Genomic DNA, 23,214 nt, shown 5'->3' with positions numbered 1-23,214 from the left:
CCCGCAGGAGTTTTCCCATGATTCGTTCCCTCTGGATCGCCAAGACCGGCCTGGATGCGCAGCAGACCCAGCTCGACGTGGTCTCCAACAACCTGGCCAACGTGGGCACCACGGGCTTCAAGCGCAGCCGCGCGGTGTTCGAGGACCTGCTGTACCAGAACCTGCGCCAAAGCGGCGGCCAGACCTCGGACCAGACCCGCATGCCGTCCGGCCTGCAAATCGGCACGGGCGCGCGCGTGGTGGCGACCGAGCGCATACACACCCAGGGCAATCCGACCAAGACCGACAACCCGCGCGACGTGTCCATCAACGGCAGCGGGTTTTTCCAGGTGCTGATGCCCGACGGCACCAATGCCTACACGCGCGACGGCTCCTTCCAGCCCGACCAGAACGGCCAGCTGGTGACGGCCAACGGTTACCCGCTGCAGCCGGCCATCACGCTGCCGCAGGACACCACCGGTATGACCATTGGCCGCGACGGCACGGTTTCCATCACCCAGGGCGGCTCCAGCGCCAGCGTGCAGATAGGCCAGATCCAGCTCGCGACCTTTATGAACCCCGCGGGCCTGGAGAGCAAGGGCGAGAACCTCTATGTGGAAACCGACGCCTCGGGCGGCGCCAACCAGACCGCGCCCGGCCAGAACGGCGCGGGCGTGCTGAACCAGGGTTACGTCGAGTCGTCGAACGTGAACGTGGTGGAGGAACTGGTCAACATGATCCAGACCCAGCGCGCCTACGAGATCAATAGCAAAGCGGTGCAGACATCCGACCAGATGCTCGCGCGCCTGGCGCAGCTGTGATGAACGGCCCGCTGGCGTGCGCCCACCGTGCCGGCGGCTGGATGGCGGCCGCCGCCGGGCTATTGCTGGGCGGCTGCGCCCAGCTGCCGCGCGAGCCCATCGTGCACCAGCCCATGACGGCGCGCTACGACGCGCAGCCGCGGCCAGCCGTGCCGGCCTATGGCTCGATCTACCGCACCAGTTTTGGCGCGCAGGCGCTGTTCGAGGACAGGCGGCCGCGCCAGGTGGGCGACATCCTGACCATCGTCATCAACGAGAACATCAACGCCAGCAAAAATTCGGCCGCCGACGCCAGCCGGACCAGCAGCGCCACCTCGGCCCTGGGCCTGGTGCCCAAGCTGCTCAGCGGCCTGGTCTCCAGCGACCAGGACGCCGACGCGAACGGCAAGAACACCATGAGCGCCAAGGGCGGCGCCAATTCCAAAAACACCTTTAACGGCGTGATCACGGTCACCGTGGTGGAGCTGCTGGCCAACGGCAACCTGCTGGTCAGCGGCGAGAAACAGATGCTGATCAACCAGGGCACGGAATACATACGCTTTTCCGGCGTGGTCAACCCGCGCACCGTGGGCGCCAACAACGCCGTGCCCTCAACCCAAGTGGCCGACGCACGCATCGAATACAGCGCCAAGGGTTATATCGACGAAGCGCAGACCATGGGCTGGCTGCAGCGCGTCTTCCTCAACGTCTTGCCGTTCTGACCATGCCGCACTCCCTGCCTCATTTCACCTTTGCGGGCGCCCGGGCGCTCAGGCTGTGCCTGCTGCTGCCGGCCCTGATCGCCTTGCCGGTGCTGCCGGTGCAAGCCGAGCGCATCAAGGACCTGGCCAGCATCCAGGGCGTGCGCGACAACCCGCTGATCGGCTACGGCCTCATGGTGGGCCTGGACGGCAGCGGCGACCAGACCATGCAGACGCCTTTCACCACACAAAGCCTCAACAACATGCTGGGCCAGCTCGGCGTGACGGTGCCGCCCGGCACCAATATGCAGCTCAAGAACGTGGCGGCCGTGATGGTGACCGCCGTGCTGCCGCCGTTTGCGCGGCCCGGCCAGGCCATAGATGTCACGGTCTCGTCGCTGGGCAATGCCAAAAGCCTGCGCGGCGGCACCTTGCTGATGACGCCGCTCAAGGGCGCCGACGGCCAGGTCTACGCGCTCGCGCAGGGCAATATGGTGGTGGGCGGCGCGGGTGCCTCGGCCAGCGGCACCCAGGTCAAGGTCAACCAGCTCAGTTCGGGCCGCATCCCGGCCGGCGCGATTGTTGAGCGCGCGGTGGAGTCCCCGCTGGGCGGCGACGGCACGCTGACGATTGAACTCAACAAGACCGATTTCGGCACCGCGCAAAAAGCCGTGGATGCGATCAACCGCAGCTTCGGCCCCGGCACGGCGCAGGCGCTGGACGCGCGTGTGATCCAGGTCAACGCGCCGGCCCGGCCCGAGGAGCGTGTCGGTTTCCTGGCCCGCATCGAGGACATCGACGTGAATCCCTCGCAGGCCGTGGCCAGGGTGGTCATCAATGCGCGCACCGGCTCGGTGGTGATGAACCAGGCGGTGCGCATCAACGACTGCGCGGTGGCGCATGGCAGCCTGTCGGTGGTGATCAATACCGACCCGGTGATCAGCCAGCCCGGCGCGTTCTCCGGCGGCAACACGGTGGCCACCCAGCGCTCGCAGATCGAGCTGAGCCAGGGCGGCGGCGCGCTGCAGGTCGTCAAGGGCGGGGCTTCGCTGGCCGAGGTGATCAAGGGCCTCAATGCCCTGGGCGCGAATCCGCAGGACCTGGTCTCCATCCTGCAGGCCATGAAGGCTGTGGGCGCGCTGCGCGCCGAACTTGAAATCATCTAGGCCACATGAGCAATACCTCGGTCTCCGGTACCAGCGGTTTCAACACCCCGGCCGCCGGCGTGCTCGACCAGCGCCTGTCGCTGGACGTGCAGGGCGTGGACGAGCTGCGCCGCACGGCGCGCAGTTCGCCGCAGGAAGGCATGCGGCAGGCCTCGAAACAGTTTGAAGTGATGTTCATGAGCATGGTGCTCAAGAGCATGCGCGAAGCCACACCCTCGGAGGGCCTGTTCGGCAGCCAGTCCGAAAAAATGTACACCTCCATGCTGGACCAGCAGCTCGCGCAAAACCTGTCGGGCCGCGGCCTGGGCCTGGCCGATGCCATGTATGCGCAGCTCAGCCGCATGGCGGGCGGCGAGGCCGCCGTGGCGGAGCCCAAAGCTGTTCCGCTGCCGCTTCCAACGCCGGCTGTTCCCCTGGGCCGCGCGCCCGACCTGTCGTTGTATGAAGAAGCCACGGCGCAGGCAACCCTGAGCCGAAGCGCATTGCCGCAGGCCCATGTCGAGGCTTTTGTCTCACGCCTGCTGCCGGCCGCGCAGCGCGCCAGCGAAGCCAGCGGCGTGCCCGCGCAGCTGATCCTGGCGCAGGCGGCGCTGGAGTCCGGCTGGGGCAAACGCGAAATCCGCAAGGAAGACGGCAGCAGCAGCTTCAACGTCTTCGGCATCAAGGCCGACCGAAGCTGGAAGGGCGCCGTGGCCGAAAGCGCCACCACCGAATACCTCAACGGCGTGCCGCAGAAAACCCGGGCCGCCTTCCGTGCCTATGGCTCTTACGACGAGGCCTTCGCCGACTACGCGAAATTCCTCGCGAACAACCCACGCTACTCCGGCGTGCTGGCCGCACGCGACCCGGCCGAGGCCGCGCACGGCCTGCAGCGCGCCGGTTACGCAACCGATCCCGAGTACGGCGGAAAACTGGTGCGCATCATGCGGCAGATGAGCGCCTGAGCAGCACCAGGCCGCCGATCAAAACAAGCACCCCACATCCAAGAGTTTTTTCATGATGATCCGTAATTTCAAAATCGGCACGCGCCTAGGCCTGGGCTTCGCGCTCGTGCTGCTGTTCCTGACCGCCATCGCTGCCTTGGGCATCTGGCGGCTGCAAAGCGTGGGCCATGCGACCAGCGACATGGCCGAGCGCGCCCTCGTCAAGGAGCGGCTCGCGGCCGACTGGCTGGTGGCCACCAGCACCAACAGCGTGCGCACTTTCGCGTTGGTCAAGACCACCGATGCGCAGGACCAGCAATATTTCCAGAAGGCCATCGCCAGGACCAGCCTCACCATCACCGAGACCTCGGGAAAGCTGCTGGCCATGCTGGACACGCCAGAGGAAAAAAAGATTTACGAAGACAGCCTGGCCAAACGCGCGGCCTACGTCGGCCTGCGCGCGCAGGCGCTCAACCTGAAAGACGAAGGCCGGGCGGAGCAGGCGCTGGAACTGGTCGACAAGCAGCTGGTGCCGGCGCTGGACGCTTACGACGCGAGCATACGCGCCATGCTGTCTTTCCAGAAGGCCAACATCGACAGCACCGTCAGCGGCATAGACCTGCTGTACCGTTCCAGCCGGCTCAGCCTGGCCGCCATGGCCGCCGTTGCCCTGGCGCTGGGCGGCCTGCTGTCCTGGTGGCTCACGCTGGGCATCACCCGGCCTTTGAGCCGGGCCCTCAAGGTGGCCGAAACCGTGGCGGCCGGGGACCTGACCAGCCGCATCGTGGTGAACAGCAGCGACGAGACCGGCCAGCTGATGCGGGCCCTCAAGAACATGAACGACAGCCTGGTGGGCATTGTCGGCAATGTGCGCAGCGGCACGGACACGATTGCAACGGCCAGCAGCCAGATCGCATCCGGCAACCATGACCTCTCATCACGCACCGAGCAGCAGGCGAGTTCGCTCGAAGAGACGGCAGCGTCCATGGAAGAGCTGACTTCCACCGTCAAACAGAATGCCGACAACGCGCGCCAGGCCAACCAGCTGGCCGTGTCGGCTTCCAGCGTCGCCGTCAAGGGCGGCAGCGTGGTGGCCGAGGTGGTGGACACCATGGGCGCGATCAATGCATCCTCGCGCAAGATTGTCGACATCATTGGTGTGATTGATGGGATCGCCTTCCAGACCAATATCCTGGCCTTGAATGCTGCCGTGGAAGCGGCGCGTGCCGGTGAACAGGGCCGGGGTTTTGCGGTGGTCGCGGCCGAGGTCAGAAGCCTGGCGCAACGCAGCGCCGGCGCCGCCAAGGAGATCAAGGTGCTGATAGGCGACTCGGTCGACAAGGTCGAGGAAGGCAGCAAACAGGTGGCCGAAGCCGGCAAGACCATGGACGAGATCGTTGACAGCGTGAAGAGGGTGACCGACATCATGGCCGAGATCGCCGCGGCCAGCCAGGAACAGACCTCGGGCATAGAACAGATCAACCAGGCCATCACGCAGATGGACCAGGTCACGCAGCAGAACGCGGCACTCGTTGAGCAGGCGGCCGCAGCGGCCTCTTCGCTACAGGAGCAGGCCCATGTCCTGTCGGACGCGGTCAGCGTGTTCAAGCTTGAAGACGACTATGCCGTGCAGCGGCCCGCCCAGGCCATGGGGCCGGCCGCGGCGCACAGACAACCACCCCCGGCCCGGCAGGCCATCGCCTCGCCCGGCCGCAAGCCCGCAACGAAAAAGGAGATCGCCCTGGCAGGCGATGACTGGGAGACGCTTTAGTTTTGAGTTGAGTTAATCCGGCGCGGGCATCCGCGACCCTACAAGGAATAAAAATATGCAATGGTTTCATCAACTTCGTGTCATGACCAAACTGGTCGGCAGCTTTCTGATCGTGGCGGCCATAGGCGCCATCATCGGCGGGCTGGGCATTTTCCACATGGGCCGCATCAGCGCCGCCACCGAGAACCTCTACAACCAGGAGGTGCTCGCGCTCAAGGGCGTGCAGGAGGCGAATATCCACCTGGTCTACGCCAGCCGGGCGCAGCTGGGTTTGCTGTCGGCCTCGTCCATGGGCGAGCGCAACACCGGCAAAAAAGACATAGGGGCGGCCCTGCAAGGCATTGAGGACCGCATGGCCGAGGTCAAGCCGCTGCTCGAAGACGAAGCCAAGGGCCTGGCGCTGTACCAGCAGTACGCCGCCAAAATGCCGCAGCTCAAGCAGCGGATGAACGACTTTGTGGTCCTGCTGATGAAGCAGTCGCTGGACTCCTCGCAGTACGACGGCAAGGTGGCCGAGGACAGCGCCGTGCTGCTCAAGGAATCACGTGTGGTTGAGGACATCCTGCAGCAGATGGTGGCCTACAGCGATGGGCAGGCCAAGGCCAGCATGGAGCATGTGGCCGCCACCTACCGCAACTCGCGCCTGGCCATGGTGGTGCTGGTGCTGGGCGGCATCGCGGCCAGCGTGGGCCTGGGCGTGGTGATGGCGCGCATGCTGGGCCAGCAGATAGGCGGCGAGCCGGCTTATGCCGCGACCGTTGTGGACCGCGTGGCCCAGGGCGACCTGACGGTGCATGTGGCGCTGCGCAAGGGCGACAGCCGCAGCCTGCTGTATGCCATCCACAAGATGCAGCAGGAGCTGGCGCGTGTGATCAGCCAGATCCGCCAGGCCAGCGGCACCATCGCGACGGCCAGCAGCGAGATCGCGGCCGGCAACCATGATTTGTCATCACGCACCGAACAGCAGGCGAGCTCGCTCGAAGAGACGGCGGCCTCGATGGAGGAGCTCACGGGCACCGTCAAACAGAATGCCGACAACGCGCGCCAGGCCAACCAGCTGGCGGTCTCCGCGTCCAGCGTCGCGGTCAAGGGCGGCAGCGTGGTCGCCGAGGTGGTGGGCACCATGGGTGCGATCAATGCCTCTTCGCGCAAGATTGTTGACATCATCGGTGTGATCGACGGCATCGCCTTCCAGACCAATATCTTGGCCTTGAACGCGGCGGTGGAAGCGGCGCGTGCCGGCGAGCAGGGCCGGGGCTTTGCGGTCGTGGCCGCCGAAGTGCGCAACCTGGCCCAGCGCAGCGCGGCAGCGGCCAAGGAAATCAAGACCCTGATCGATGATTCGGTGAGCAAGGTCGAGGAGGGCAGCAGCCAGGTGGCCGAGGCCGGCAAGACCATGGACGAGATCGTTGACAGCGTGAAGAGGGTGACCGACATCATGGCCGAGATCACGGCGGCCAGCCAGGAGCAGACCTCCGGCATCGAACAGATCAACCAGGCCATTACCCAGATGGACCAGGTCACGCAGCAGAATGCGGCCCTCGTTGAGCAGGCGGCCGCCGCGGCTTCGTCGCTGCAGGAGCAGGCCGGCGGCCTGTCGGACGCGGTCAGCGTGTTCAAGCTGCAAGGGGGCGATATGCCACAGCAGCAGCCCACGCCGCGCCGCCCGGCCAGCCCGGTTCGATCGGTGGCGACACCGAAACAGCCGCCCCAGGCCCGCCAGGCCATCGCGCCGCCGCTGGCGGCCGGCGCGGGTGGCGGCAGCTGGGAGACTTTCTAAGAAAAAGAGCCGGCGCGGCGTGGCAAATTGCTCAAGTTTTGCCGCAGCCGGCCGATAAGCAGGGGCGAGGCGTGCCGCGGGCATGGCCTTGCAAGCCGACACCATTGATTTTCAAGGAGTGCGCATGCACACGACCACCAGCCATCCTGTATCGACGATTGAAGAAAAATCGCCGGCCTCCACCCTGGACTGCCCGGGCCTGGCCGCCGGCCCGCTGCCGGCCGAAAAAGTCGCCGACATCATAGGCATGATCGACGGCATCGCGCTGCGCACCCGCTCCCTGGCCCACGCCGCGGCCGAAGCGGCCCATGCCGGCGAGCAGGCCCGGGGTTTTGCCTTGATGGCCGCCGAAGTCAAAAGCCTGGCCCAGCGCAGCGCGGCGGCGGTCCGGGAAATCAAGGGCCTGATTGGCGACTCCGTCTACAAGGCCGGCCAGGCCGAGGAAGAGCGCCGGCAGCGGTTTGAGGAACGCGCGAAACGCTGGCAGCGCTCGCTGACGGCTTGAGCCGGAGCCGTTCAAAAACCCTCCTGGCGTTGTTGCGCCGCCTTGCCGTGCTGGTGCACTGTCTGCGGCGGCGCGCCTAGCCAGGACCGCTTCGCTGGGTTTTGTGAACAGCTCTGAACAGTCGGTTCGCGGGCCGTACCCGCAGAAAACCGGGATGTGCTTGAGCTCACTCTCAAGTTCCCCAGGCCCAGGCCGTTATCTCTCTATATATCTAGTGTGTGCCGGCACTCCCCAGGGGAGCGCCCCGTGAAAGACCCGATTTATGTCCAATAGCATGTTTTACACCGGGCTGAGCGGCCTTAACGCTGCCCAGGCCGCGCTGGTGACCACCGGCCACAACACCGCCAACGTCAACACGCCCGGCTACAGCCGCCAGTCCGCGCAGGTCGCAACCGCCGGCGGCGTGTACCGTGCCAGCGTCGGCTTCTTCGGCAGCGGCGCCAAGGTGGTCGACGTGACCCGCAGCTACGACGCCTACCTGGCCTCGCAGCTCAACCAGGCGCAGTCGCTGAACCAGTCGCTCACGACCTACTACACGCAGATCAGCCAGATCGACAACCTGCTGGCCAACCAGAAAGCCGGCCTGGCGCCCCAGCTGCAGTCGTTGTTCACCAACATCCAGGCGGTGGCCAACACGCCGGCCGACCCGGCCGCGCGCCAGCAGCTGATCAGCTCCGCCCAGGCCGCGGCCAACCAGTTCCGCTCCATGGACCAGTACCTGAGCGGCCTGAACAAGACGACCAACGACCAGATCTCGGGCACCGTCGACCAGATCAACAGCTATGCCGAGCAGATCGCCAGCCTCAACAAACAGGTGGCCCTGCTCAGCAATGCTTCGGGCGGCCAGGCCCCCAACGACCTGCTGGACCAGCGCGACCAGCTCGTCAACCAGCTCGGGCTGCTGGTGGGCACCAAGCTGGTGGTGCAGGACGGCGGCCAGTACAACATCACCATTGGCAACGGCCAGTCCCTGGTGCTGGGCGACAGCGCCAACAAGCTTGCGGCGGTACGCTCGGCGGCCGACCCCAGCCGCACGGCCGTCGCGGTGGTCAATGCGGCCGGCATGGCGGTGCAGATGCCGGACAGCATGCTCAGCGGCGGCGCCCTGGGTGGGTTGATGCAGTTCCGCAACGAAACCCTGGCCCCCGCGCAGAACGCGCTGGGCCGTATCGCGATCGCGCTGTCGGACGCCTTCAATGCCCAGCACAAACTGGGCATAGACCTGAACGGCGCGCTGGGCGGCGACTTCTTCTCGCAGGCCAGTCCCGGCCTGCTGGCCAACAGCCGCAACACCGGCAACCTGGTGCTCACGCCCTCGTTTTCCAACACCAGCCAGCTGAGCACCAGCGACTACCGCCTGGACGTGGGCGCCGGCCCCAGCTACACGCTGACCCGCCTGTCGGACAACCAGGTGATACCGATGACCGCGGGTTTCCCGGGCGCCGCGCCCGCCAACACCACGAGCTTTGACGGCGTCACGCTGACCTTGGCCAGCGGCGCCGGCGCGCCCGGCGATTCGTTTTTGATCCAGCCCACGCGCACCGGCGCGCGCGACCTCACGGTGCTGGTCAGCGACCCGGCCAAGATCGCGGCGGCTTCGCCCATCGTGACCGGCAACACGGCCGCCAACCAGGGCAGCGGCAAGATCAGCGCCGGCAAGGTGGATGCGGCCTACCCCGCCACGCCGCTGGCCGCGAAGGTGACGCTCACTTACGACGCGGCCACCAACCAGCTGTCGGGCTTCCCGGCCGGCGCGGCCGTGACCGTGACGCGCGCCGACGGTACGCCCGACCCGGCCAGCCCCTATGCGCCCGGCGCCTCCGTCAGCTACACACCGGGCGCGACCCTGAGTTTTAACGGCATCAGCGTCACGATCAGCGGCACGCCGGCCAACGGCGACAGCTTTACCGTGGACAAAAACACCGGCGGCATCTCCGACGGCAGCAACGCGCTGCTGCTGGGCGCGCTGCAGAACAAAAAAACCATGGGCGGCGGCACGGCCAGCTTTAACGATTCCTACGCGCAGCTGGTCAGCAGCGTCGGCAACAAGGCCAGGCAGATCCAGATCGCCGGCACGGCGCAGACCAGCCTGGCCACGCAGATACGCTCGGCCCAGCAGTCGGTCTCGGGCGTCAACCAGGACGAGGAAACCGCCAACCTGCTGATGTTCCAGCAGATGTACCAGGCCAATGCCAAGGTCATACAGACGGCATCGACCATGTTTGACGCGGTCCTCGGGATCAACTAAGGAGCCCATGATGCGTATCAGCACCCAGTCTTTTTATGAACAGAGCCAGAGCGCCATGGGCTCGCAGCAAAGCAGCCTGCTGCGCGTGCAGCAGCAGATCGGCGCCATGACCAAAATCCTCGCGCCCTCGGACGACCCGCTGGGCGCCACGCGCGCGCTGGCGGTCTCGCAGTCCATCGCGCTGAACTCGCAGTACGCCACCAGCCGCAAGCAGGCCGGGCAGATGCTCTCGCTCGAAGAAAACTCCCTGCAAAGCGTGACCACCGTGCTGCAGAACGTCAAAAGCCTGCTGGTCGAGGCCGGCAACGGCACCATGACCGACGCCGACCGCGCCACCCTGGCCACCACCTTGCAAAGCGCGTTTGACCAGTTGCAGGGCCTGGCCAACACCGACGACGGCAACGGCCAGTTCTTGTTTGCCGGCTTCAAGACGGGCAGCCCGCCTTTTGTGAAACAGCCCGACGGCAGCATTCTTTATGCCGGCGACCAGGGCCAGCGCCTGATGCAGGTCGACGTGTCGCGCCAGATGGCCGGCAGTGACGACGGCCGCAGCATTTTCCAGAGCGTGCAGGGCGGCGCGGGTTATGTCACCCAGGCCCAGGCCGGCAACACCGGCAGCGGCGTGTTCGGCGCGACCTCGGTGACCAATATCGCCGACCCCAACTACGGAAAAGACTTCGTCATCACCTTCACCACGCCGACCACCTACCAGGTCGACACCAACACGCTGCCGCCGGTCGCCATCGTGCCTTCCACCACCTTCACGCCCGGCAGCCCCATCCAGTTCGGCGGCCTGCAGCTCAGCATCACCGGCGCGCCCGCGGCCGGCGACAGCTTCCATGTGGCCACCGCCAAAAATGCCGGCACCGACGTCTTCGCCGCCATCAGCGACGCCATCACCGCGCTGCGCGCCCCGGTCAACGGCGCCGGCCCGGCCGCGCAGTCCAAGCTGCTCAACGCCCTGAGCACCGCCAACCGCAAAATCACCAACGCCCACGACAACGTGCTCACGGTGCGCGCCTCTGTCGGCACCCGCCTGCAGGAACTCGACGCCCTGGGCGATACCGGCGACAGCCGCGCCCTCTACGACAAAAGTTATTTGTCAGACCTGCAGGACCTGGACTACGCCAGCGCGATCGCCGAGTTCTACCAGCGCCAGACTGCGCTCCAGGCCAGCCAGCAGACCTTTGTGCGGATCCAGCAGATTGCCTTGTTTAACTACCTGTAGGGCGGGCAACCGGTTTGGCCCGGCCAGGCACTGGCTTCTTCAGCGCCTGGTACTCGCCATTGATATCTTCCAGGAACAGCTTGCCTGCTCCCAGGTCTACCAACATGGTGAATCGGCGTTCAAAACGGTTCAGCCTGTCGACATAGACCGTCACGCTCTGATGGCATCTGCCTTTCCATAACACCGGTTGATCCATGCCGTCGATGTAGGCGACGCGGCCCACCGGATCTGCCTGCTTTGCCTCGCGTTGAACGGTCCTGTACTCGTCGGTGCGCTCCACAAGCCTTCGCGCTTTTTGCTGAGCATCGTCTGAAAAAACACAAGCCGATTTGGCTGTAGCGTCTGCCGTTGCTGGCTTCGCTATCGATGATTCGACATGCGAAAGCAACAGGAGTGCAGTGATGGCGTTGGTAAGAAAAATCTTGTTTCGAAAACTCATGCTGTAAGCCCCTTGGCTGTGTCGTTCCCGCGTTTCCACAGGTTCTCAGCATAAAGGAGGTTCACACGGCTCGTGGCCAGAAGGAAGTCTCTCGAAAAAAAACGGAAGACAGCAAGAGAGGGCCGGTAATGGCCCTACTGCCGCAACCCCTGCAAAACCCCCAGCGTCCCCGCAAACGCCGCCGCAAAGCGCGGCTCCAGGAAAGGCGCGAGGTATTGCATCAGCAGCTGCAGCATGGCGATGCCGGCCAGCAGGGTGATGGGGAAGCCGACCGCAAAAATGCTGAACTGCGGTGAGACACGGTTCAGGATGCCCATGGCGAGGTTGAGGGTCAGCAGGGTGGCGATGAGCGGCAGGGCCAGCATCAGGCCACCGGCGAAGATCTCGCCGCCGGCATTGGCCAGCAGAAACCAGCCGCCGGCCGCCAGCGGTGCGTCGGAAATCGGCAAGGCCTGGAAGCTTTCGGCCAGCACCATGACCAGCATCAAATGGCCGTCGACCGCGAGAAAGATCAGCATGGCCATGACGTTGAGCAGGCGCGCGACGACCATGGTGTTGCCGCCGCTGGTGGGGTCGAAGAAGGACGCGAAGGACAAACCCATTTGCAGGCCCGCGTATTCACCGGCGGCCTGCACGGCCGCGAAGACCATGCGCATGGAAAAACCCATGGCCGCGCCTATCAGGATTTGCTGGACCAAAATCCAGAAGCCGGCCGCGGAGACCAGGGGCACGGCCGGCATGGCGTCCAGCGTGGGCGCGACGACGACGGCCAGCAGCGCGGCCAGGGCGACCTTGGCGCGGCGCGGTACGGCGTGTTCGCTGAAGATGGGGGCGGTGCTGACCAGGGCCAGCATGCGCACAAAAGGCCATAAAAAAAACACCAGCCAGAGATTGAGCTGGCCCGAGGTGGCCGAAAAAACCGGCTGCATGTTCTCTTCTTGTCCGACGCGTGTCGGCCTCAGCCCACCAGCTGCGGGATGGAGGAGAACAGGTTGCGCATGTAATCCAGCACCAGGCCCAGCATCCAGGGCCCGGCGATCACCAGAGTGGCAAAGACGGCCAGCAGCTTGGGGATAAAGGACAGCGTCATTTCATTGATCTGGGTGGCCGCCTGGAACAGGCTGATCAGCAGGCCGGTGACCAGGGCCACCAGCAGCAGCGGCGCGCCCAGCAGCAGGGAGAGCTTCATGGCCTCATAGCCCAGCGCCATGACGGATTCGGGTGTCATCGGTGCCCCCTAAAGGTAGAAGCTTTGCGCCAGCGCGCCTATCAGCAGCTGCCAGCCGTCGACCAGCACAAACAGCATGAGCTTGAAGGGCAGCGAGATGGTGGCCGGCGGCACCATCATCATGCCCATGGACATCAGCACACTCGCGACGACCAGGTCGACGATGAGGAAGGGGATAAAGATGGTGAAGCCGATCTGGAAGGCGGTCTTGAGTTCGCTGATCACAAAGGCCGGCAGCAGGATGCGCAGCGTCACCTGCTCGGGGCCTTCGAGTTTTTCGATATGGGCCAGCCTGGCGAACAGGGCCAGGTCGGCTTCGCGGGTCTGCTTGAGCATGAACTGCTTGAAGGGTTCGACGCCGCGCTCCAGGGCCTGCTCGGCGCTGATCTTGTTTTCAGAAAAAGGTTTGTAGGCGGTGCTGTGCACCTTGTCGAAGACCGGCGACATGACAAAAAAGGTCAGGAACAGCGAAAGCCCGACCAGCACCTGGTTGGGCGGCGAGGACTGTGTGCCTATGGCCGTGCGCAGCAGGCCCAGCACGATGAGGATGCGGGTGAAGCTGGTCATGGACAGCAGCAGCGCCGGCAAGAATGACAGCGAGGTCAGCAGCACCAGTGTTTGCACGCTGAGCGACCAGGTCTGGCTGCCGCCCGGGCCCTTGGTGCTGGTGATGCCGGGCAGGCCCTGGGCCGAGGCCAGCGCGGGCAGCAGCATGATGGCCAGCACAAGCAGGGCCGGCAGCAGGGCGCCCGCGCGGCGGCGCAGGCCGGGAAAATTCGGCTTCATCAATCGCGCTTCTTGAGCTTGTTCAGGGATTCGAGCAGCTTGTTTGAAAATGCACCGGCGCCGGCAAAGCCTGGCAGGGTGGGCGCCGCATCGGCCTCGGGAATTGTTTGCGCGGGCATGTTGTGCAGCGCGCGGACCTGCCCGGCCGCCACGCCCAGCACCAGCCATTGGCCGCCGACCTCGACGACGACCACACGCTCGCGCTGGCCGACCATGGCACTGGAGACGACTTTCAGCAGGCGGCCGCTGCCGGTTTGCTGCAGGCCGAAGCGCCGCGCCAGCCAGGCGCAGCCAAAAATCATCGCGACGACAAAAGCCAGGCCCAGGCCGGCCTGCAGCAGGCCGGCGGCGCCGAAAGAGGAGCGCACCGGCTCGGCGGTGGCCGTGGGCACGGTGGGCAGCACCGCGGCGGCCGACAGGCAGATACCGGCCAGCAGCAGGGCGGTGAGCCCGCGAAACAAGGCACGCTTCATCGGTTCAGCTTCTGCATGCGTTCGGAGGGCGTGATGATGTCGGTCAGGCGTATGCCGAACTTGTCGTTGACGACCACCACCTCGCCCTGCGCGATCAAATAGCCGTTGATGAATACGTCCATGGGCTGGCCGGCCAGGCCGTCGAGTTCGACGACCGAGCCCTGGGACAGCTGCAGCAGGCTTTTGATGGTGATGCGGGTGCGGCCCAGCTCGGTGGTCAGCTGCACCGGCACGTCGAGCACGCGGTCTATGTCGCCGCGCGCGATCTCGAAGCCGGTGTTGCCCTGCAGCGGCTGGAACACGCGGTCGCCGGCCGCGGTGGAGGGGGCCGCGGGCGCGGGTGCCGGGGCCGGCGCGGCGGCCGGCGCGCTGGACTGCGCCTGCTCGGCGAGCGCGCTGCCCCAGTCGTCGAGCTCGGCCGCGGGCTGCGCTTTGCTGTCTTCACTCATGGTCTTTTCCCTTGCTGGAGTCGCTGTCCTGGTGGTGGATCATTTTTTCCACGCGCAGGGCATAGTGGTTGTTGGAGGTGCCGTAGCCGCATTCCATGACGGGCACGCCGTTGACCTTGCCGATGATGGTGTCCGGGATCTCGACGGGCAGCACGTCGCCGGCCTGCAGCTTGAGCAGCTGGCCTATGCTGGACTGCAGGGTCAGGAAGTGGGCGCGCAGCTCGACCTCGGCGCTCTGCACCTGCTGCGACAGCTGCTTGACCCAGCGCTTGTCGATCTCGATCGCGTCCTGCAGCGGGTTGGCCAGCAGGTCGCGTATCGGCTCTATCATGGAATAGGGAATGCAGACGTTGAGCGCCCCGCCCAGGGGGCCGAACTCGATCTGGAAGGTGGTGTTGACCACCACTTCGTTGGGCGCGACGATGTTGGCCAGCTTGGCATGCATCTCGGCGCGCACGTATTCGAACTCCAGCGGGTAGACCGGCTGCCAGGCGCCGCCGTAGCTCTCCAGCGTGAGGTTGAGCAGGCGCTTGATGATGCGCTGCTCGGTCTGCGTGAAGTCGCGCCCCTCGATGCGCACGTGGTAGCGGCCGTCGCTGCCGAACAGGTTGTCCACGACCAGGAAGACCAGCTTGGGGTCGAACACGAACAGGGCCGTGCCGCGCAGCGGCTTCATGTGCATCAGGTTGATGTTGGCCGGCACCGGCAGGTGGCGTATGAAGTCGCCGTATTTCTGGATCTGCACCGAGCCGACCGAGATGTCGGCGCTGCGCCGCATGAAGGTCAGCAGCGCGCCGCGCAAATGGCGCGCGAAACGCTCGTTGATGACCTCCAGCGTGTGCATGCGGCCGCGCACGATGCGCTCGTCCGTGCCGAGCTTGTAGGTCGGCGGGCCGGCGGGCGCGGCCGGCCGCGGGGCCGCCGCGCCGGCGTCGCCGGTGACGCCCTGCAGCAGCGCATCGACCTCGTCCTGCGAGAGCTGTGCTTCATAAGCCATGGGCGGATTCGGGTTGCATCGGCCGCTTTACTGCAGCATGAAGGTGGTGAACATCACGCTGGAGATCTTCAGCGAGGGCAGGTTGGCTACCAGGGGCTGGTTCAGCGCCGCCATGATTTCGGCGGCGAGCTTGGCTTTTTCCTCGGGCGTGATCAGCGCGTCGGAGGCACGGTTGGACAGCACCGTGAGCAGCCGGCTGCGCACTTCAGGCAGGTACTGGGTGACCAGGGCCTGGGATTTGGCGTCAGGCACTTTCAGCGTGACGGCCGCGTGCAAAAAACGGCTGCGGCCGCCGGGCTGCAGGTTGACGGTCATGGGCTCCAGCGCCACAAACAGCGGGGCGGCCGGCAAGGGGTTGGCGGCGGGCGCGGCTTCGGCACTGCGGCGGTTGCTCAGGTAATAGGTGGCGCCCGCGGCCGCGGCGGCGGCCACGACCGACAGGGCGATCAACAGGGCGATAAGCCGGGGTGAGGGTGAGGGCTGGCGCGTGCTCAATGTCTTCGCAGGGAGTGTGCTGGTAGCCATGGCTGTAGGGGAGTGGATGGGTCAATGGATTGTTGGGGAAAAGGCCTGCAGGGCATCGCTGGAGCAGCAGGGGGAAAACGCTTCAACTTCGGCATTTGCCGGGCGCGTCCGCCTGCCTTGCGCGCGCTCAGGCGTAGGTGTCCACCTTGCCGCGGCGGGGCGTGGGCGCCGTGGCTGCGGGGGACTGGGCCTGCGCATCGGCGGCCGGGTAAGCCGGCCGGCCTTGCTGGCCCGACGGCCCGGGTTGGCCGCCCTGGCCCTGGTGGCCCTGCGCAAAGGCCGGCTGCTGCTGGCCGCCGGAATCCACCGAGGTATTGCCCAGACTGATACCGCTGTCGGCCAGTGTGCTGCGCAGCTGCGGCAGGGCGGCTTCGACGGCGGCGCGCACCGAGGAATGCGCCGACACAAAAAACGCCTGGACCTGGTTGTCGTTCATGCTGAGCGTGACCTTGAGCGGGCCCAGGCCGGGCGGGTTGAGCTGCAGCTCGGCCACCTGCTCGCCGGCCTTGCCCATGTGCAGCATCTGCCGGCCCAGGGCCTGGCCCCATTCGCCGCTGCCGACTTCGGGTGTGAGCACTGCCTGGCTTGGGGCGGCCGCTGCGGCGGGGCTGGTGGGTACGGCATGGGTGTGGGCCGTGGGGGCTGTGGTGCTGAGGCTGATGCCGGGGCTGGCGGCCTGCGTACCGGTTTCGGGCTGGCTTGCGCCGGGGGCTAAAGCCTGGGTCGCGCTGCCGGTGACTTCAGCGGCAGCGTCCTTGGCCGCTGTGGTGGCGGGCGCTTTGGCGGCTACGGTTTTTTGTTCATCGCGCGTGTCCGTGCCCAGGACTTCGCGCGCTTCATCGCCGGGCCGTTGTCCTTGCCCTGAAGATGTTTGCGACGGGTTCTCGTGAGTCGCACCGGCCGGAATGGTCATTGCCCCGGCGGGCAGGGCAAGGGCTGCCTTGTCGCCTGCGGCCGGGGGCGCGGCGGGTTCGGAGGCTTCCCGGCTTTTTGCGGGTCCGGCGGGCATAGCGGGCGCGGCGGGCACACCGGAGGCGATCAGGGTTTGCGGCGTGGGTGTTGGTTCATCGCCGGCGCTGGCGGCCGTGGCCGCTACCGCGGTGGATGCACCGGGGTTCGCGGGCAGTTGCGTCGAAGGCACGGCGCCAAGGGCCGAAGCTGTGGGGGCGGCGGTAGCGCTGTCGGCACCGGCCGCTTTGGCAATACGCGTTTCCAGCGGCACAAAAAGCAGGGCCGCGGTGCTGGCGATGTCAGCCGCTTCGGTTTTGTCCTCGGCGAGGCGTTTGGCGGGAATAGCCGTTGCCGGTTTGCCGCCGGGTTTGGCGGGCGCTTCGCCCGAGGCCGCGAGCGAGCGCGACAGCACCTCGCCAAAACTTTCGCTATCGCCCTGGGGGCTGTCATCGACGCGCGCGGAGGCCGTGGAAGAAACGCCGTTGCTGGGCGCCGGCGCCGGGCTGGAGAGGGAAGGAGCTAGCAGGGACATAGCGGTTTCCAGTCTTGAATCTAGTGGCCCTGCAGGCCGGCGCGCAGGTGGAAAAACTGGCGCGCGCTGCGTTCGTCGCTGTCGCGCTGCTCGCGTTTGTGCTGCACGGCGATTTCCTGCAGGCGCACGCGGCCGGCCAGGGTGTCGAAGGAGTTGAGGCGGCGCTGGCTGTTTTGCCAGTCGCCGCGCCCGGTCGCGAGCCGGGTGTCGGCCTGCGCGGTGATGGCGCGCTGCTGCTCGATGGCGCTGTCCAGCGTGCTGATGAAGTGGTTGAAATTGCGCATTTGCGCCGCCGGCACGCCCTCGCCCATGCGCGCCTGCAGCTGGTCCAGGTATTCCTGGCGGTAGCGCTGCAGCATCTCGAGTTTTTCGGCGGCGCTGGTGCGCGCGGCCTGCAGCTGGCCGAGGCGGCGCGTGGCTTCGTCGGTTTTGTTCTGCGCCAGTTCAATCAGCGTGGCGAGCGGCAGTCTGGTGGCCATGGGGAGATTCCTGGGGTTGGGGTTCTGGAGAAAGACGAGGGAGCGGGAAGAGGGGGTCAAGCCTGGAAGATGGCGTTGAGCTGGTCGGTGGCCTCGTCGTGGCCCACGCGCTCTTCCATGGTCTGCTGCAAAAAAGCTTCCATGCGCGGATACAGCGCGATGGCCTGGTCCAGCTGCGCGTCGTGGCCGGGAGCGTAAGCGCCCACGCTGATCAGGTCGCGGTTGCGCTGGTAGCGCGAGAGGGCCTGCTTGAAGCTGCGCACGGCCTGGAACTGCGTGGGCGTGATCAGCGCCGTCATGGCGCGGCTGATGGAAGCTTCGATGTCTATCGCCGGGTAGTGGCCCGATTCGGCCAGGCTGCGCGAGAGCACCACATGGCCGTCGAGGATGGCGCGCGCCGAGTCGGCAATCGGGTCCTGCTGGTCGTCGCCCTCGGCCAGCACGGTGTAGAAGGCGGTGATCGATCCGCCGCGGCCCTCGGCGTCGCGCGCGCCGTTGCCGGCGCGCTCCACCAGCGCGGGCAGCTTGGCGAAGACCGAGGGCGGGTAGCCCTTGGTGGCCGGCGGTTCGCCCACGGCCAGCGCGATCTCGCGCTGCGCCATCGCGTAACGCGTCAGCGAGTCCATGATGAGCAGCACGTTTTGGCCCTCGTCGCGGAAATATTCGGCCAGGCAGGTGGCATAGGCCGCGCCCTGCAGGCGCAGCAGCGGCGAGGTGTCGGCCGGCGCCGCGACCAGCACGGCGCGCGCCATGCCTTCCTCGCCCAGGGTGTTTTCGATGAAGTCCTTGACCTCGCGGCCGCGCTCGCCGATCAGGCCGACGACGATGACGTCGGCACTGGTGTAGCGCGCCATCATGCCCAGCAGCACGCTTTTGCCGACGCCGGAGCCGGCGAACAGGCCCATGCGCTGGCCGCGCCCCACGGTCAGCAGCGCGTTGATGGCGCGCACGCCGACGTCGAGCACGCTGTCGATGGGCGCGCGGGTCAGCGGGTTGATGGGCTTGGCGGCCAGCGGCACCTCGCGCGAAAAATCCAGCGGGCCGCGCCCGTCCAGCGGCCGGCCGGCGGCATCGACCACGCGGCCCAGCATGCCGGCGCCCACCGGCAGCCGTTTGGTGCGCGGGCCGAGTCCGCCGGCGTGGCCGGTGGGCGAATCCAGCGCGTAGACGCGCGCGCCGGGCAGCAGGCCGTCGACCTCGCTTTGCGGCATCAGGAAAATCCGGTCGCCGGCAAAACCCACCACCTCGGCCTCGGCGGTCTTTTGCGGGTAGCCGGGCGGCAGCTCGATCAGGCAGTCGCTGCCGACCGGCAGGCGCAGGCCGACAGCTTCGAGCACCAGCCCGACGGCGCGCGTGAGCCGGCCGTAGCTGCGTACCGGCACGCTTTGCGCGACCGCGCTGCGCGCCTCATCCAGCGCACCGTGCCAGGCGCGCAGCGGGCTGGCGGCAGGAGTATCGGCAGGGGCGGCTTGTTCAGGCATGGACCACGGCCGGGCTGTGCATGGCGGTTCTGACCAGGGCCGCGGTGACGCGCTCCCAGCGGCCCGGCAGGCTGGCGTCCTGCTCGCCGCTGGCCGCCAGCACGCGGCAGCCGCCGCGCTGGCAGTTCACGTCGCTACGGATGCGCCAGCCGGCGGCCTGTAAATCTTCGGCCAGGTGCTGCTGCACCAGGGCCGCGTCGTCGGGGTGCAGCACCAGCTGTGGCGAGCCGCTGAGCGCCGGTTCGGCCTGCAGCAGTTCGCGCACCACCGGCAGGATGGCGCCGCTGTCGAGTGCCAGGGCCTGGCCCAGCACCTGGCGCGCGATGTCCAGCGCCAGCGCCAGCAGGTTGTCGGCGATTTCGGCCTGGGCGCCGCGCAGCGCGTCGGGTAATGTCTGCGCCAGCGCGCGCAGCTGCCGCGCCTCGGCCTGGACTTCGGCGATGGCCTGCTCGCGGCCCTGCGCCTGGCCCTGGGCGAAGCCCTGGCGAAAGCCTTCGGCCTCGCCGCTGCGCAGGGCCTGCAGGCGCAGCTGGGCCAGCTCGACGTCGTTGATCAGCACCTCGGGCTTGAGCGGCGCGACCACCGGCACCGGTTTGGGCTCGGGGGGAAGGTCGGGCGCGGGGTCTTGCGCGATGGCCGTCATTTCCCAGCGCTCCCAGGCGGTGAGCGCTTCCTTGGCGCCGTTGGCGCGGCGCGCGAAGGGCGGCCCGGCGCGCGGTGTGTTGGCGGGCTTGTTATACATAGGAGTCGTTGCCCTGGCCGCCGAGCACGATCTCGCCGGCATCGGCCAGGCGGCGCACGATCTGCAGGATGCCCTTTTGTTCGGCCTCGACCTGCGAGACGCGCACCGGGCCGCGCATCTCGATGTCCTCGCGCAGCATCTCGGCGGCGCGCTGCGACATGTTCTTGAGGAATTTGTCGCGCAGCTCCAGCGGCGCGCCCTTGAGCGCGATGATCAGCGACTCCGACTCGACCTCCTTGAGCAGCAGCTGCACGCTGCGGTCCTCGAGCTCGAGCAGGTTCTCGAACAGGAACATCTCGTCGATCATCTTCTGCGCCAGCGCCTCGTCGTGCTCGCGCACATGCTTGATCACGCTTTCCTCCTGGGCGCTGCTCATCATGTTGACGATCTCGGCGGCCGCGCGTATGCCGCCCAGGCGGCTGCGCTTGACGCCTTCGCCGGACAGCATGTCGGTGAGCACGTCGGTCAGCTCCTTGAGGGCGGCCGGCTGCACGCCGCCGAAGGTGGCCACGCGCAGCACGGCGTCGTGGCGCACGCGCTCGGGCAGCTGCTCGAGCACGTCGGCGGCCTTGTCGCGGTCCAGGTGCACCAGCAGGGTGGCGATGATCTGCGGGTGTTCGTCGCGTATCAGCTCGACGACCTCGGTCGCCTCCAACTGGTTCAGGCGCTCTATGCCGCTGGTCGCGCTGTCGGGTTGGGAAATGCTTTCGAGCAGGTCGGCCGCGCGGGTGTTGCCCAGGGCCTTGTTGAGCACGGCGCGCAGGTAGCTGCCGGCGTCCACATGCGTGGCCGAGTACTGCTCGGTTTCCTCGCGGAACTCGCGCAGCACCTCGCTGACCTCGTCGCGCCTGACCTGGGCCAGGCCGGCCATGGCCTTGCCCAGGGTTTGCACCACATGCTGGGGCAGGTGCTGCAGCACGCTGCCGGCGCCGGCCTCACCCAGCGACATCAACAGGATGGCGCTTTTGCGCATGCCTTCATCCGCCATTTTTTTCCGTCCAGTGTTTGATCAGCATGGCCACCATGGCCGGCTCCTTGGCCGCCATGTCCTGCGCATACTGGAGGTTGGCCTGGTGCCGCTGCTCGCGGCGTTCGCGCTGTTCCTTCTCCAGGGCCTGCGCCTGCGCGCTGGCCGCTTCACCCGGCTTGGCATCAATGTCCGCGTCCGCAGCGAACGCTGCCGCCGGCGCGGGCTGCAGGTGTTTGCGCAGCAGCGGCCGCAGCACGGCCAGCCACAGATAAAGCGCCAGCAAGCCCAGCAGCAGGTATTTGCCCGAGGACTTGGCAAGCTCGATGGTCTCGGGCTGGCGCCACAGCGGCAGCTCGGGGGCTTCGGTGTCGGCGGCAAAGGGGCTGTTGACGACGTTGAGCGAGTCGCCGCGCTCGGCGCTGAAACCCATGGCCTGGCGCGCCAGGTTGCGGATCTGCTCGAGTTCGGCCGCCGTCAGCGCCGCGCGCTTTCCGGCGCCCGTGCTTCGGCGGTCATTGACCACCACCGCGACCGACAGGCGCTTGATGCCGCCCGCGCCCTGCTGCGTGTGGCGTATGGAGCGGTCCACCTCGTAATTGGTGGTGACGTCCCTGCGCGAGTTGCCGCCCGTGCCCGCGGCGCGCGGCGCCGCGCCGGCCGAGCCGAGTTCGGCGCTCATCTTGAGCTGGGCCCCGGGGGCCGTACCGGGTGGTGTGCCGGCGGGTGTGCCCGGCTTGATCTGCGAAGGCGCGGTGATGGGTGCGACCGGGTCCGGCGGCGGCTGGTTGGTCAATGCACCGGGCACGCCCGTGGCCGGGCCGCCGCCCCCCTGGCCGGACTCGCTGGACTGCTGGCTGCGTATGGCGGCGGTGCCGGGTTCCTGGTTGGGGCGGAATTTTTCGTCGGTGTTCTCGACGACTGAAAAGTCGATGTCGGCGGCCACCTGCGCATGCACATTGCCCGCGCCCAGGATGGGCTGCAGGATGGCTTCGATGCGGCGGATGTAGCCCTGCTCGATTTCCTGGGTGTACTTGAGCTGGCTCACGTCCAGGCCGCGCGTGCCGGCGTTGGCCGCCGAGAGCAGGTTGCCGGCCTGGTCGACCACGGTGATGCTTTTGGCCGAGAGCTCGGGCACGCTGCTGGAGATCAGGTGCACGATGGCGCTGACCTGGCCTTCGTCGATGCTGCGGCCGCGGTGCAGGCTCAGCACCACGGAGGCGCTGGGTTTTTTCTGGTCGCGCACGAACAGCGAGGGCTTGGGCAGCGCCAGGTGCACGCGCGCCGACTCGACGGCGGAAATGGAATTGATGGAGCGCGCAAGCTCGCCTTCCAGGGCGCGCTGGTAGTTGACCTGCTCGGCGAACTGGCTGGTGCCGAATTTCTGCGCGTCCATCAGTTCAAAGCCGACGGTGCCGCCCTTGGGCAGGCCCTGGGCGGCCAGGCGCAGGCGTGCCTCGGGCACCTTGTTGGCCGCCACCAGCAGCGCGCCGCCGCCCTCGGTGAACTTGTAGGGGATGTTCATCTGCTGCAGCGACGCGATGATGGCGCCGCCGTCGCGGTCGGACAGGTTGCTGTAGAGCACGCCGTAGTCGGGCGCGCGGCTCCACAGCCACAGCGCGGCGACGGCGGCCACCGCGGCGGACGCGCCCAGCATCAGCGGCAGGCGCGGGTTGGCGCGCAGCTGCGCCAGCCATGGCGGTGCTTTGGGCAGGGCCGTGTCGGCGCCCAGTGCGGCGGAGTTCACGCGCTCACCCGGCCGCCGTCACCGTGCCGCGGGAAGGCGCGGCGATGAAGCGGAGGCTGCGTGGTGGCCGTGCGGCCGGAACAACAGTTGGCATACAACAGGTCTTATTCAATGACTGAGGCGATGAAGCGAAGAGGCAACCGGCATCCGCGCATGGGAGGGGTGCCGGGCGGGTCCTTGTGAAGAATTGTCAGAGCCGCTCGGGCTTCCCGATCCGCCGAATAGCCGGGGCTTTTGCCGTCTTTTGGCCTGATGCGCGCACCGGCCCCGCCGCTACGCTTCATGCCGTCATCCAACCCAAGGGCGCGCACGCGCCT

The 23,214-nt window shown here is 67.0% G+C and carries 22 protein-coding genes and 1 pseudogene; 9 read left to right on the top strand and 14 right to left on the bottom strand.

Going from position 1 to position 23,214, the window contains the following annotated elements; all coding sequences use genetic code 11:
• Positions 1-17 precede the first annotated feature (17 nt).
• From flgG to flgL, 9 genes and pseudogenes are all read left to right on the top strand, one after another.
• Positions 18-800 (top strand): flagellar basal-body rod protein FlgG, encoded by a 783-nt coding sequence (gene flgG, locus ACEN9P_RS06940; protein WP_477660918.1) that lies wholly within the window; start codon positions 18-20, stop codon positions 798-800.
• On the top strand, positions 800-1,501 hold the full coding sequence (locus tag ACEN9P_RS06935; protein ID WP_495621486.1) for a flagellar basal body L-ring protein FlgH: 702 nt from the start codon (positions 800-802) through the stop codon (positions 1,499-1,501). The genes flgG and ACEN9P_RS06935 overlap by 1 nt, the downstream gene beginning before the upstream one ends.
• 2 nt (positions 1,502-1,503) lie before the next feature.
• Positions 1,504-2,646: a flagellar basal body P-ring protein FlgI gene (locus ACEN9P_RS06930; RefSeq protein WP_477660920.1), complete on the top strand. Its 1,143-nt coding sequence runs from the start codon at positions 1,504-1,506 to the stop codon at positions 2,644-2,646.
• 5 nt (positions 2,647-2,651) lie between these two features.
• On the top strand, positions 2,652-3,590 hold the full coding sequence (gene flgJ, locus ACEN9P_RS06925; protein ID WP_495621485.1) for a flagellar assembly peptidoglycan hydrolase FlgJ: 939 nt from the start codon (positions 2,652-2,654) through the stop codon (positions 3,588-3,590).
• Positions 3,591-3,642: 52 nt separating this feature from the next.
• Positions 3,643-5,340 (top strand): methyl-accepting chemotaxis protein, encoded by a 1,698-nt coding sequence (locus tag ACEN9P_RS06920; RefSeq protein ID WP_495621484.1) that lies wholly within the window; start codon positions 3,643-3,645, stop codon positions 5,338-5,340.
• A 55-nt stretch (positions 5,341-5,395) separates the two neighbouring features.
• Positions 5,396-7,120: a methyl-accepting chemotaxis protein gene (locus tag ACEN9P_RS06915; protein ID WP_495621483.1), complete on the top strand. Its 1,725-nt coding sequence runs from the start codon at positions 5,396-5,398 to the stop codon at positions 7,118-7,120.
• Positions 7,121-7,202: 82 nt separating this feature from the next.
• Positions 7,203-7,541, top strand: a pseudogene (locus ACEN9P_RS06910) (methyl-accepting chemotaxis protein); the annotation flags it as partial.
• A gap of 346 nt (positions 7,542-7,887) precedes the next feature.
• Complete coding sequence (flgK, locus tag ACEN9P_RS06905; protein WP_495621482.1) at positions 7,888-9,873, top strand: flagellar hook-associated protein FlgK; 1,986 nt, start codon at positions 7,888-7,890, stop codon at positions 9,871-9,873.
• 10 nt (positions 9,874-9,883) lie between these two features.
• Entirely contained in the window at positions 9,884-11,101 is a 1,218-nt protein-coding gene (flgL, locus tag ACEN9P_RS06900) for a flagellar hook-associated protein FlgL (RefSeq protein ID WP_495621481.1), read from the top strand.
• On the opposite strand, the gene ACEN9P_RS06895 is transcribed toward flgL, so the two are convergent.
• The 14 genes from ACEN9P_RS06895 to fliF all read right to left on the bottom strand — a co-directional run bounded on the left by ACEN9P_RS06895 (position 11,088) and on the right by fliF (position 22,897).
• A complete protein-coding gene (locus ACEN9P_RS06895) occupies positions 11,088-11,540 on the bottom strand; it encodes a hypothetical protein (protein WP_495621480.1) in 453 nt (150 codons plus the stop codon). The two genes, flgL and ACEN9P_RS06895, sit on opposite strands and share 14 nt — an antisense overlap.
• A gap of 134 nt (positions 11,541-11,674) precedes the next feature.
• Complete coding sequence (gene fliR, locus ACEN9P_RS06890; protein ID WP_495621479.1) at positions 11,675-12,469, bottom strand: flagellar biosynthetic protein FliR; 795 nt, start codon at positions 12,467-12,469, stop codon at positions 11,675-11,677.
• Positions 12,470-12,498: 29 nt separating this feature from the next.
• Entirely contained in the window at positions 12,499-12,768 is a 270-nt protein-coding gene (gene fliQ / locus ACEN9P_RS06885) for a flagellar biosynthesis protein FliQ (protein ID WP_074577803.1), read from the bottom strand.
• A 9-nt stretch (positions 12,769-12,777) separates the two neighbouring features.
• A complete protein-coding gene (fliP, locus tag ACEN9P_RS06880) occupies positions 12,778-13,554 on the bottom strand; it encodes a flagellar type III secretion system pore protein FliP (protein ID WP_477660929.1) in 777 nt (258 codons plus the stop codon).
• Positions 13,554-14,027: a flagellar biosynthetic protein FliO gene (gene fliO / locus ACEN9P_RS06875; RefSeq protein ID WP_495621478.1), complete on the bottom strand. Its 474-nt coding sequence runs from the start codon at positions 14,025-14,027 to the stop codon at positions 13,554-13,556. The genes fliP and fliO overlap by 1 nt, the downstream gene beginning before the upstream one ends.
• Positions 14,024-14,476: a flagellar motor switch protein FliN gene (gene fliN, locus ACEN9P_RS06870; protein ID WP_477714130.1), complete on the bottom strand. Its 453-nt coding sequence runs from the start codon at positions 14,474-14,476 to the stop codon at positions 14,024-14,026. Before fliN ends, fliO begins: the two co-directional genes overlap by 4 nt.
• Positions 14,469-15,473, bottom strand: coding sequence for a flagellar motor switch protein FliM (gene fliM, locus ACEN9P_RS06865; protein WP_477701129.1), 1,005 nt, complete (start codon positions 15,471-15,473; stop codon positions 14,469-14,471). The genes fliN and fliM overlap by 8 nt, the downstream gene beginning before the upstream one ends.
• A 27-nt stretch (positions 15,474-15,500) precedes the next feature.
• Positions 15,501-15,998 (bottom strand): flagellar basal body-associated protein FliL, encoded by a 498-nt coding sequence (gene fliL / locus ACEN9P_RS06860; RefSeq protein ID WP_495621477.1) that lies wholly within the window; start codon positions 15,996-15,998, stop codon positions 15,501-15,503.
• A gap of 127 nt (positions 15,999-16,125) precedes the next feature.
• Complete coding sequence (locus tag ACEN9P_RS06855; RefSeq protein WP_495621476.1) at positions 16,126-17,481, bottom strand: flagellar hook-length control protein FliK; 1,356 nt, start codon at positions 17,479-17,481, stop codon at positions 16,126-16,128.
• Positions 17,482-17,501: 20 nt separating this feature from the next.
• Positions 17,502-17,960, bottom strand: a complete 459-nt coding sequence (gene fliJ, locus ACEN9P_RS06850) for a flagellar export protein FliJ (RefSeq protein WP_495621475.1) — start codon at positions 17,958-17,960, stop codon at positions 17,502-17,504.
• Positions 17,961-18,016: 56 nt separating this feature from the next.
• Positions 18,017-19,441 carry a flagellar protein export ATPase FliI gene (fliI, locus tag ACEN9P_RS06845; protein ID WP_495621474.1) on the bottom strand — a complete coding sequence of 475 codons (1,425 nt, stop codon included), beginning with the start codon at positions 19,439-19,441 and terminating at the stop codon, positions 18,017-18,019.
• Positions 19,434-20,183 (bottom strand): flagellar assembly protein FliH, encoded by a 750-nt coding sequence (locus ACEN9P_RS06840; RefSeq protein WP_495621473.1) that lies wholly within the window; start codon positions 20,181-20,183, stop codon positions 19,434-19,436. The genes fliI and ACEN9P_RS06840 overlap by 8 nt, the downstream gene beginning before the upstream one ends.
• Positions 20,176-21,171 carry a flagellar motor switch protein FliG gene (gene fliG / locus ACEN9P_RS06835; RefSeq protein ID WP_495621472.1) on the bottom strand — a complete coding sequence of 332 codons (996 nt, stop codon included), beginning with the start codon at positions 21,169-21,171 and terminating at the stop codon, positions 20,176-20,178. The genes ACEN9P_RS06840 and fliG overlap by 8 nt, the downstream gene beginning before the upstream one ends.
• Positions 21,161-22,897, bottom strand: a complete 1,737-nt coding sequence (fliF, locus tag ACEN9P_RS06830; protein WP_495621471.1) for a flagellar basal-body MS-ring/collar protein FliF — start codon at positions 22,895-22,897, stop codon at positions 21,161-21,163. Before fliF ends, fliG begins: the two co-directional genes overlap by 11 nt.
• Positions 22,898-23,214: the final 317 nt, after the last annotated feature.

The sequence above is a fragment of the Polaromonas sp. Polasp52 genome, from assembly GCF_059491565.1.
Note: the sequence above shows the minus strand (reverse complement) of the source record. Positions and strands in the feature narration are given on the sequence as shown.